We start from the raw sequence: 10,796 nt of genomic DNA on the forward strand, positions 1-10,796 counted from the left end.
CACACCATCACGATGCGCTGACTCCACCGCCTCATTCACCGCCACATCCAAGCCAAAGTCGTCGGCGTTGAAGATGACCCGCCGACCGCCGACCTGCCCCACCTCAGCCGTGGCGCTGTCGCAGGAAGCGGACGAATTCGACACCCTCGCGCAGACGACGTTTCATCATTTGCGTGCTCTTGAGCATCTCCCCCGTGATTTCGGCAATCTTGCCGGCACGGAAGTAGAAACGCTTGTACATCACCTCTACGGAGTCGAAAATTTCCGTGTGGTTGAGGTGCGGGTAACTCATGGGGCTGATCTGCACGCCACGGTCGTTGACCAGATGGGCTTCGTCTTCGTCCGTCAGCCAGCCTTCCTGCTTGGCCTGGTTGTACAGGAAAGTACCCGGATAGGGCGCCGCCAGGGATACCTGAATGGTATGGGGATTGATTTCTTTGGCGAAGTCGATGGTCTTTTGAATGGTCTCCTTGGTCTCGCCTGGCAAACCGAGGATGAAGGTGCCGTGAATCACGATCCCCAATTTGTGGCAGTCGGCGGTAAATTTACGCGCCGCCTCGACCTTGAGGCCCTTCTTGATGTTGTTGAGGATCTGCTGGTCGCCGGACTCATAACCCACCAGCAACAGGCGCAGGCCATTCTCACGCAGTACCTTGAGGGTTTCATAAGGCACATTAGCCTTGGCATTGCAGGACCAAGTCACACCGAGCTTACCGAGACCGCGGGCAATCTCTTCGGCACGGGGACGATCATCCGTAAACGTGTCGTCGTCGAAGAAGATTTCCTTGACCTGCGGAAAGTTCTTCTGGATGTAACGCACCTCGTCAATGACGCTGGCGGCGCTGCGCGTGCGATAGCGATGTCCGCCGACAGTCTGCGGCCAGAGGCAGAAGGTGCACTGTGAACGGCAACCGCGCCCGGTGTAAAAAGAAATATAGGGGTGCTTCAGATAGCCAATGAAATAGTCTTCAATGTGCAAATCGCGTTTGTACACTTCGGAGACGAAGGGCAAAGCATCCATGTCTTCAATCATGGCGCGATCGGGATTATGGACGATCTGACCATTGCCGGAGCGATAGGTGATGCCGTCCACTTCACTGAGGGGCCGCCCTTCCGCTATTTCCTTGACGGTATAATCGAACTCTTCGCGGGCCACAAAATCGACGGCTGTGGAAGCCTTTTGGAGGGATTCTTCCGGCTCTACCGCCACCTTGGCGCCAACCATACCGATCAGCATCCTGGGGTAGTGCTCCTTGAGCAACTCGGCCATGCGTACATCCGACGGGAAAGACGGGGTGCTGGTGTGAATAATGCACAACTCATACGCCGCCGCCACTTGCAAGGTCTCTTCGACACTGATGTCCCCCGGCGGGGCATCCAGCAAACGACTGCCGGGGATCATGGCGGCGGGCTGCGCCAACCAGGTGGGAAACCAGAAAGAGCGAATTTCCCGCTTGGCCTGATAGCGCGAACCGGCACCGCCGTCGAATCCCTCAAAAGAAGGGGCTTGCAAGAAAAGTGTTTTCATCGTCATTATGTTGCTCCGTCATGGCCATCCATCCGCCCGTCGGCGTCGATGGCAAATTGCGACCCGCGCCAAGCGACGTGCCGTACGAAAAGGGCATGAAACCAAATCCACAGACCCAGGAAATCTCCCAGCAGGGCCACTCCGAAAGAACTTTCTGCACTGAGTTTGTGCTCAACTCTTTTATGGTACACGAGGCGCAAGACGAGAACCACACCTAACGGCAGCCCGCCCCAGAAGCCCATCCAGGGAGACAGCACTAGCACCAGGGGAAGCGGATAGCTCAAAAAAGAGAAGCTGTACCCTAGCGGCTGTACCGCTCGTGTGGTACGCGACCAGCGCAACGCATGCTGATAAAACACGCGGAAACCGGTTTCTTGTACTACCGTATCGACCACATAATTCACCAGCCAGGTACGTTGCCCCAACTCGCGGCTATAGGCGCCGAGCCAGTAATCATCCGCCAACTGATTCGCCAGCCGAGGCAGTCCACCAAAAGCCTCCAGAGTGGCGCGACGCAAGGCCATGGTCGCCCCGCCACAGAAGATATTGGGACCCAGGCGCGCCGCCACCAGCACCGAAGGCAGAAACAGACTGTTCACCTGACTGGCCAGCACCCGCGACCAGAATGTCGCCACCGGACACGCCCGGTAGAGGCAGGTGACCACCCCCACCTCCCTATTTTGCAGAGGTGCGCAAATCCGGCGCAGATAATGGGGGCCAACAGTAATGTCCGCGTCACTGATCACCAGGCTATCATAACGACAAGCGGCGAGGATACCCGCCAGATTATTGACCTTGGGATTACTGCCGATACGCGTTTCTGTACATACCCAGCGCAGGGACAAGTCCGGAAATTCGACCTGCAGACGTTGCACCACAGCGATAGCAGGATCGGTCGGGCGCTGCACGCCAAAAACAATTTCGAAGATTGGGTAGTCCTGCTTGCAAAAACTGCGTAGCGCGGGGTAAAGATAATCCCCATCGCCATACAGAGGCTTGAGCACACTGATGCCGGGCCAGTCGCACACGGCCTCTTCTGGGGCGCCGGCATCGCGCTCCGGCAACAGCGGATGCCAGCGCCCCATCGTCCAGAACGCCAGCGACAAATAGGCCATGGCAGCCAAAGAAAACAACGCCGCCATAGCCTCTAGCCACCAGAACACGAGTTCCCCAAAATTGCGCTGGGCAAATGGACAGACATACTATAAATAGTGGTTATCGGCAAACCATTGTACCGCATCTCGCAATGCTTCCTCTGCAGGACGATGGGTATAACGCAGGGCCTGCTCCGCCTTGGCCGATGAAAAATACATTTTGTGCGCTGCCATACGCAGTTCGTCGACAGTCACCAACGGCGTCCCCTTACCGCGCAGCCGTACCACGCTCTCCGCGCCCCAGGCCAGGGGATAAAGCAGGCGCCGCGGAATGCGCAGCCACGGCGAGTGATGCCCGGTGAGACCGGCAATGCGGGTGAGGATCGCCGCCAGCGGGAGGTTATCGCCACCGAGAATGTAGCGCTCCCCCGCCCGACCATCGGTAAACGCCTGCCAATGGCCCATGGCCACATCATCGACATGCACCACATTCAGACCGGTATCCACATAGGCCGGCATACGGCCTGCCGCGGCATCGCGCACCATCCGCCCGGTGGGGGTCGGCTTGCGATCCGCCGGGCCTATGGGCATCGAGGGGTTGACGATGACGATGGGGGCACCTTCGTTCCGGCACAGTGTACGCAGGGCCTCCTCCGCCAGAAACTTGGAGCGTTTATAATGACCGATCATCGCGCTCAGATCAGATGGCACCTCTTCATCCGCCTCCCGGCCATCGGCGTAATGGCCCAGTACGGCAACACTGCTGGTATAGACGATCCGTTCGACACCCGCGTTGAGCGCCGCGCGCACCAGGCGTTCGCTACCCCCTACATTGGCGGCGTACATAGCATGCGGCTCAGGTACCCATATCCGGTAATCCGCTGCCACATGGAAGACCGCCTGGCAACCGGCGACCGCGTTATCCAGAGCGAGGCCATCCGTCAAGTCACCGACCACCAACTCCACGTTCAGTCCCTGCCAGTTGCTCGGATCGGCACCAGCACGATGCAAAACCCGCACTTCCAGCCCCTCGGCCAACAGTCGGCGCAATACTGCACCACCCACAAAACCCGATGCGCCGGTCAGCAAGGCCTTCATGCCACCCTCCCCGCCTGCAGGCTCGGCGCAACCGCGCGTAACGTGTTCAACGCCTTCTGCATCTGCGCGCCCAAACGCATTAAATCAACGCACACAGCAGGGTGGCGCAATAACCCACGCATGAGTTTGAGCACCTGCAGGCCACCGTATGCATCAACGCTCCCCGTGGCGGCGTCTGGTAGAGATTGATCCGCAGGGTCCACAATACTGCGGATCACCACAAATGGCTTGCCCGCAGCATCGGCAATCGCCGCAATGGCGCCACTTTCCATATCCACCCCTTGCGCTAATGGAAAATCCAACAAGCAGGCTGACTTAGCAGCCACCGAGCCGCAGGGAGTGGCCACCGAGAGTAGGCCTCCAGCATAAGCGGGAAGGGACAGGGATTGCGCCAGAATCTCGCGCCATGCCAAATCCACCGACCAGGTCTGGCTGCTGGCCCCAAACACAACTTCCGGCAACAGCAAATCTCCCGGCTTCCGTGCCGGCTGCAAGGCACCCGCCGTACCCCAGGAGACCAATCCATCGACGCCCGCGGCAAGCAGCGTACGCGCCGCCGCCATCGCCCGCTCCGGTCCCATGCCCGAGACCACCAGCAAGAGCTGCGCGTTCACTTCTACCACCACATCATGGCGCAGGGCGCCGGCATGGAGGGCCTGCGCCTCCGCGTCCAAGGCCACCACCACCCCTAATCGCCGGCAATGCATCCCAAATTCCGGTAACGGGCCAGCGCCCAGAGCGGAAAATACAGGCTATAACCATGATAAATAAGGTAAAAAACTTTCGGGAACCCGGGCGCGTTGAAGAAGATGTCCGGCCAGCGACCGTCCTCTTCCTGATACATCTGCAACCAGGCTATACCACGATGCAAGGCGGGGCTATCCTGATCTCCCGCCGCCATCAGACCGAGGCAGGCCCAGGCCGTCTGCGCTGCGGTAGAAGCCTGGCCCATGCCGGCAAGCCCGGGGTCACCGTAGGAGTCATTGTTTTCACCCCAGCCGCCGTCGCTCTGTTGTACCGCGCGCAACCAATGCGCCGCACGTTCCATAGCGGGCTTCAGAGAAGGATCATCCAGCTCAGCCAGGGCCATAAGCACGGACCAGGTTCCGTAGATGTAATTGGTCCCCCAGCGCCCAAACCATGCCCCCGACGACTCCTGCTCACGCAACAGGTATGCCACGGCACGCCGCAAAATGTCGCGATCCCGTGGCCGCGCCAGATACGCCAGAAAGGCCACGACGCGCCCGGTGACATCGGCCGTCGGCGGGTCCAGCAGGGCTTTGTGATCGGCAAAGGGAATCTCGTTGAGGTAATAGTGGGTATTATCCACATCATAAGCCGCAAATCCGCCATTGCTGGATTGCATGCCGGCCAACCAGTCCGCCGCCCTTTCGATACTGTCGCGATCTTCTGCACGCCCGGCCCGCGCCAGTGCCCAGCCCACCGCTGCCGTGTCATCCAGATCCGGATAATAAGGATTAGCGTATTGAAAGGCCCAACCGCCGCCCGCCAAATTGGGCCGCTGCTCCCGCCAGTCGCCGGGTTCGGCACCAATCTGCCGGTCCTTGAGCCACTGGATACCGCTTTGTACCGCCGGAGACACCTCGCCATCCTGCTCCAGCAACGCATGGAGCGCGAGACAGGTGTCCCAGACGGGTGACACACAGGGCTGACAGTAGGCGTCGGTCGCCCGCTCCACCACCAATTTGCGCAAGGCTGCCCCCGTTTGCTGGCGATAGACATGGTCGGACGAATAACCGAGCAACTCCAAAGCCTCGTGGGCGTTCACCATGGCCGGGAAAATGCCATTCAGGCCATCCTCCCCGTTGATCCGCGCTGTAAACCACGCCTCCGCCTTCTTCACGGCCCGGCACCGGATACGCTGGGGTATCCAGTCCTCCATCAACCGCCAAAATCGATCCAGAGACAAAAAGAGATTCGCCACAATCCCTTGCCGGGCATGGCTGAAATAGTCCGCAATCTGTTCCGGCGGCCGCCGGAACAGTTCGCGGATATGCACCTGCAATGGATTTTTGGCACGCGCCTTGAGGCTGCACAAGATAAACAGTGGCACCATCACCGTGCGCGACCATGACGCCACTTTATAAATTTGAAAGGGAAACCAGCGCGGCAACAGCATGATTTCCACCGGAATAAAGGGTACCGCCCGCCACGGCACCTGGGCGAACAGTGCCAGGGTAATGCGCGTGAACACATTGGCGCGTTCCGCCCCGCCATGCGCCAGGATTGCTTCACGGGCGCGCCGCATATGCGGCAATTCCGGATTATCCCCTGCCAGCTTGAGGGCGTAATAAGCCTTCACCGAAGCGCTCAGGTCAAAAGGACCACCGTAATAGAGGGGCCAGCCGCCGTGATCCGCTTGTTTATTGCGCAGATAGACGGCAATCTTGGCCTCCAGGGGCCCATCGCGCTCATCCATGTAGTGCTGCATCAGAATATATTCGGCGGAGATGGTGCAATCCGCTTCAAACTCGAAGCACCAGTGGCCATCTTCCGCCTGCAGACCGCCAAGGGCGGCACGCGCCTCGGCAATGACCCGATCCAGCGGCGCGCGAAAAATACTCGCGCCATAGCGCATGGGTTGCAGGATACGATTCATGCTCGTCCTGCGGCAGGAGACAGCGCCAGTGGTTTGACACCCACCCGGAAGCTCAGTTGCAAGAGCGTGTCGGAGCGATGCAGCAGGCGCGACAGGAACACCACCCGATGCACAGTGCTCCGGCTGATTTTTACTTCGCTCCCGGAAGCAAAAGCGGGATTTTCGGAGATCCGCCGCAACGTTAACACCGCCATGGCAATAGCCCAGAGGCAGAAATCACGCATCCCCGTCTGTTCGGCCGGAATCAGCAGCGTATAACGCAGCGCATTCTGCAAATGCCCGGCGGCCATCCCCAGCAATTCATTGAGGCCCGCCGCAAAAGCCGGGTCATGGCCACCGGGCCGTACTGCGGTAATATCGCAACCATGACGCTGGAACACTGCGCGTGGCATCCAACTCACACCGCGCTGCCAATCATCCCAGACATCCTTGAGGATATTGGTCATCTGCAAACCTTGCCCGAAAGATACCGCAAGCTGCTGCATCTCCGCATCATGCGGTGCCAGTCGCGGTTCATACTCCACAAAAAGGCTGGTGAGCATTTCGCCGACGACGCCCGCTACTACATAGCAGTAGCGATCCATCTCCGCCATGTCCGCAAGCCCTTGCAACGAAGCGTGCTGCTGGAACTCCGCCATCCCCATCCCCATGATCCGCACGCAGCGAGACAGCGCAGACCGCTGCGCCGGGGTGAAGCTATGGGTAATGGCAACGACCTCAGGGGTATGACGAATCAGATCATGCTCGGCTTCCGGCATCGCTGCCGACAGGTCCGCCCCAAAAGCCGCGGCGAAAGCGGTGGCATCGCCCGCACCCTCCACCACCTTGAGAAACTCCGCCTGCCAGTAGGCCTTTTTTTCCCAGGGCAAATCCGGATCATCTTCGATAGTGTCGGCAATCCGGCATAAAAGGTAGCCATTACCGACCGCGTCTCGCAAGGTTTCCGGCAACTGAGGAATCGTCAAGGCAAAGGTCCGCGAAACGGCCTGAAGACTTTGCGCCTGGTACGCCAAAGCCTGCGCCAGCGCTGCCGTCAACATGCGGTTCTGTCTGGTGACATCCAAACTCCTTGTTCTATTTATCCGGGTGTGCAAAACACCCTGTCATCTGGCGGCAATGTAACGATCCCAGGCCCATTCTGCAAGTCTTGCAGGCCCACGGCCCCATCCTGGGCAGACTCATCACGACTCGCCAGAGGAAAGCGTGACATCGGGCGGCATGCGCAATTCGGAACGCCGGGCGCGATGCATCAGCACATCGCTCGCAACGCGCGGCGCCGTACCCTCAAAAAGCACGCGATACACCTGCTCGGTGATGGGCATATCCACGCCCAGACGCTGTGCAAGCTGAAACAGTGCTTGCGCCGTGCACACACCCTCGGCTTCTTCACCGATCTCGCGCAGCACCGCTTCCAGGCTCAGGCCGCGGCCTAGGCCTACACCCACCCGCCGGTTCCGCGAGAGGTCGCTGCTGGCCGTGAGGATCAAGTCGCCGGCACCGGCCAGGCCCATGAAGCTTTCTGTTCGCCCCCCCAGCGCCGTTCCCAGACGATGTAATTCTGCCATCCCGCGAGTGATGAGCGCGGCACGCGCACTATCGCCATTTCCCAATCCATCAGAAATGCCGGCGGCAATCGCCAGCACATTTTTGATCGCCCCACCCAGACAGACGCCCGCCACATCATCACTGGTGTAGACCCGCATCTGCGCACTGCCAAAGGCTGCGGCGACCCGCTGGGCGTAGGCCGGGCTGGTGGACGCCGCCGTCATCGCCAGTGGTTTACCCAGGATCAGGTCATGAGCAAAACTGGGCCCGGAAAGCACCACCAGCGGCACATTCGGCACGGTCTCCCGCAAGACCTGATCAAGGCGCAAGGTAGTCTGCATTTCCAACCCTTTACTGGCGAGGACCAGCAGCGCAGCGGGTGGCAGGTAAGCGCGCAAAGTCGTCGTCAAAGCGCGCAAGGCATGGCTGGGTATGGCGAGTACGATACCCTCACTGTTTCGTACAGCAACGCCGAGATCCACTGTGCAGCAGAGGTTTTCAGGTCGCGCGCACTGCGGGAATATGGGGAAAAGATCGACACGGTCGGGCTGGCAGGGCAAACGCTTGGCACAGCGCCCCCAGAGTTGCACTGTATGCCCCTGCCGGAGCAGATAAACCGCCAGGGCGGTCCCCCAGTGACCGCCCCCCAGCACCGCCCAACGCATGCCTTATTGCGTCGTGTAGTTCTGTTGCTGGACCTGTGCCTGCTGATACAGGGCCTCGAAGTTGACCGGGTGCAGATGCAAAGGCTGGAAACCACCACGGCCTACCATATCTGCCACCACTTCCCGCGCGTAAGGAAACAGTATCGTCGGACAGTGCACGGCTATCAGGGCGGGCATGTGCTCCTCCGGAATGTTCTGAATGCGAAACAAACCGGACTGCTGAACCTCCACCGCAAAGTAAGTGCTTTCGCCCGCCTTAGCCTTGACAGTGACGGTCAGCGTCACTTCGGTAAGGTCGTCCATCCCTTCCACTCCGTTGCTGGTGGTATTCAGTCCCACATCCACGGTCGGCGCTTCAGTCTGCACAAAACTCAGTGGCGCATTGGGCGACTCAAAAGAGATGTCCTTCACGTAAATGCGCTCGATCATAAAAATTGCTTCTTGTTCGTCCATAAGTCCTTTTATCCTGGATTTTTGAATTGCGAGAGGCCTAGTCTACCTGAAGAGATACCCCCTGGGCTACGCGTGTGCATCCGCAATTTCCAAAAAACAACACTTGCCCTGTGCGCCTGTTCTGTGTAGGATTCCTAGCGCTGTCCAGGTCCCCATCGTCTAGTGGCCTAGGACACCGCCCTTTCACGGCGGTAACTGGGGTTCGAACCCCCATGGGGACGCCAATAAAAAACAACAGGATAGCCAATTCAGTATGGCTATCATTGATTATTAAATGCTGCACTTAGCTACGAACCATAGGGCAGCATGGCGACAGTTAACTCCAGATAATAACGTGATCGGCTGGCAAGCCATCATTCGTAAACGCGGGTTCTCCTCCCAGACGAAAACCTTCCGCACTAAGCGCAACGCAACGCAAGAAACCTCCCATATCCACATCCTGCTGGCTACCAGCTTGGCAAAGCAATCCCTGGCCTCCATCGGTTCCAGACAAATCTCGCGATATCGGAACACTCGTCTTAAGATTGTTTTCGGCATCGACGGTCAACAGATCGCCGTGCCAAGGTAACCCGTTGAGATCGAGGGCGAATCCATCCGCATTATTTCGGCCCGCAAACTGACCAATGATGAGAGGAAAGATTATAAGTATTCCTGAACGTATCAAAACCCGTCTGAACAAGGGGCGCTCCGACCACGGTCACGCTGCGAATACCGGTAGACGTGGTGGAATCCCTGAAAGAGATCGCACCACAGCGCGGATTCTCTGGCTATCAGCTGTTGCTCAAGGCGTATGTGAGCGAGGGGCTACGGAAGGATGAGGCCATATCCGCGTGATTGCAGGTTCACCACCTGTGGGGCAGACCGCCGTCTCCTGAGCAGCACTGAGCGGTTTGAAGTCTGCTCCTGCAAGCCGACTCCGAACGTGACGTTATAACCCCTGGAGATAGTCATGCGTAAAGTCTTTCATACCAGCCAATTCATGGCGGGCAATTCATCTGCCGTCCGCATCCCTAGCCCCCAGCCAGAAAGAGCAGCTTTGACCGCATGATTGCCGCACATGCCTTATCGCTGGGAGTCACGCTGGTGACACCAGCAACACGGCCGATTTTGATCTCTATGCCGGTGCAGGACTGGTCGTCGAGAACTGGGTGGCATGATGGCGAAAGGGATATCAATACGCCCCGTTCCGGAGCAACACCACTTTTACGGTACGCAGCAGGATGACGATGTCATACCACAGGGACCAGTTCTTCACGTACCACGCGTCCAGAGAGGCGCGTTCGGCGAAGGTGGTCTCGGAGCGACCGCTGGTCTGCCACAGGCCGGTGATTCCGGGATGCACCTGGCGATAGAGGGCTAAACCGTTGCCGTAGCACTCCAGCTCCCGGTCCAGCAGAGGGCGCGGACCCACCAAGCTCATTTCGCCCCGGAGCACGTTGAACAATTGAGGCAGTTCATCCAGGCTGGTGCGGCGCAGGAGGTGCCCGATGCGTGTCACGCGAGGGTCATCACGCAACTTGAAATTGCGCTGATACTCGGCGTGCAACTCGGGGTGGCTGGTAAGATATTGCCGCAGACGGCTTTCGGCATCGATGACCATGCTGCGGAACTTGTAACAGGGAAAGGGTTGCCCGCCCCGCCCCACCCGTTCCTGCACAAAAAACACCGGCCCACCATCGTTCCGGCGAATCCGCCACGCCAGAAAGAGCAGCAGGGGCGACAGGAACAGCACCAGGATGCTGGCCGCCACCAGATCAAAGGCCCGTTTGATGATCCGCGGCCCGGGGCGGGCG

General features: G+C 59.1%; 10 protein-coding genes and 1 tRNA gene. 1 reads left to right on the forward strand and 10 read right to left on the reverse strand.

Annotated elements, in window-relative coordinates; all coding sequences use genetic code 11:
* Positions 1-103: 103 nt before the first annotated feature.
* The 8 genes from hpnJ to secB form a co-directional block, all read right to left on the reverse strand.
* Positions 104-1,534 (reverse strand): hopanoid biosynthesis associated radical SAM protein HpnJ, encoded by a 1,431-nt coding sequence (gene hpnJ / locus HF921_RS06990; RefSeq protein WP_064220039.1) that lies wholly within the window; start codon positions 1,532-1,534, stop codon positions 104-106.
* Positions 1,534-2,691: a bacteriohopanetetrol glucosamine biosynthesis glycosyltransferase HpnI gene (gene hpnI / locus HF921_RS06995; protein WP_319025479.1), complete on the reverse strand. Its 1,158-nt coding sequence runs from the start codon at positions 2,689-2,691 to the stop codon at positions 1,534-1,536. Before hpnI ends, hpnJ begins: the two co-directional genes overlap by 1 nt.
* Before the next feature lie 39 nt (positions 2,692-2,730).
* Positions 2,731-3,720, reverse strand: a complete 990-nt coding sequence (gene hpnA / locus HF921_RS07000) for a hopanoid-associated sugar epimerase (RefSeq protein WP_215862037.1) — start codon at positions 3,718-3,720, stop codon at positions 2,731-2,733.
* On the reverse strand, positions 3,717-4,427 hold the full coding sequence (locus tag HF921_RS07005; RefSeq protein WP_215893570.1) for a phosphorylase family protein: 711 nt from the start codon (positions 4,425-4,427) through the stop codon (positions 3,717-3,719). The genes hpnA and HF921_RS07005 overlap by 4 nt, the downstream gene beginning before the upstream one ends.
* Positions 4,409-6,340 (reverse strand): squalene--hopene cyclase, encoded by a 1,932-nt coding sequence (shc, locus tag HF921_RS07010; protein WP_064219756.1) that lies wholly within the window; start codon positions 6,338-6,340, stop codon positions 4,409-4,411. Before shc ends, HF921_RS07005 begins: the two co-directional genes overlap by 19 nt.
* The gene (locus tag HF921_RS07015) at positions 6,337-7,404 is read right to left on the reverse strand and encodes a phytoene/squalene synthase family protein (protein WP_226834378.1); all 1,068 of its coding nucleotides are present in this window, start codon (positions 7,402-7,404) and stop codon (positions 6,337-6,339) included. Before HF921_RS07015 ends, shc begins: the two co-directional genes overlap by 4 nt.
* Positions 7,405-7,521: 117 nt before the next feature.
* Complete coding sequence (locus tag HF921_RS07020; protein WP_215892424.1) at positions 7,522-8,550, reverse strand: NAD(P)H-dependent glycerol-3-phosphate dehydrogenase; 1,029 nt, start codon at positions 8,548-8,550, stop codon at positions 7,522-7,524.
* A gap of 3 nt (positions 8,551-8,553) precedes the next feature.
* Positions 8,554-9,003, reverse strand: a complete 450-nt coding sequence (gene secB, locus HF921_RS07025; RefSeq protein ID WP_064220049.1) for a protein-export chaperone SecB — start codon at positions 9,001-9,003, stop codon at positions 8,554-8,556.
* 148 nt (positions 9,004-9,151) lie between these two features.
* On the opposite strand from secB, the gene HF921_RS07030 reads away from it, so the two are divergent.
* A tRNA-Glu gene (locus tag HF921_RS07030) sits at positions 9,152-9,227 on the forward strand.
* 92 nt (positions 9,228-9,319) lie between these two features.
* Here the strand turns inward: HF921_RS07030 and HF921_RS07035 are convergent.
* Both HF921_RS07035 and HF921_RS07040 read right to left on the reverse strand, forming a co-directional pair.
* Entirely contained in the window at positions 9,320-9,682 is a 363-nt protein-coding gene (locus HF921_RS07035; RefSeq protein WP_215879902.1) for a hypothetical protein, read from the reverse strand.
* Positions 9,683-10,174: 492 nt separating this feature from the next.
* Positions 10,175-10,796 (reverse strand): exopolysaccharide biosynthesis polyprenyl glycosylphosphotransferase (locus HF921_RS07040; RefSeq protein WP_215893571.1); only part of this gene is annotated, 622 nt, incomplete at its 5' end.

The organism is Acidithiobacillus ferriphilus (assembly GCF_018854775.1).
In the GTDB taxonomy this organism is placed as follows: Bacteria; Pseudomonadota; Gammaproteobacteria; order Acidithiobacillales; family Acidithiobacillaceae; genus Acidithiobacillus; species Acidithiobacillus ferriphilus.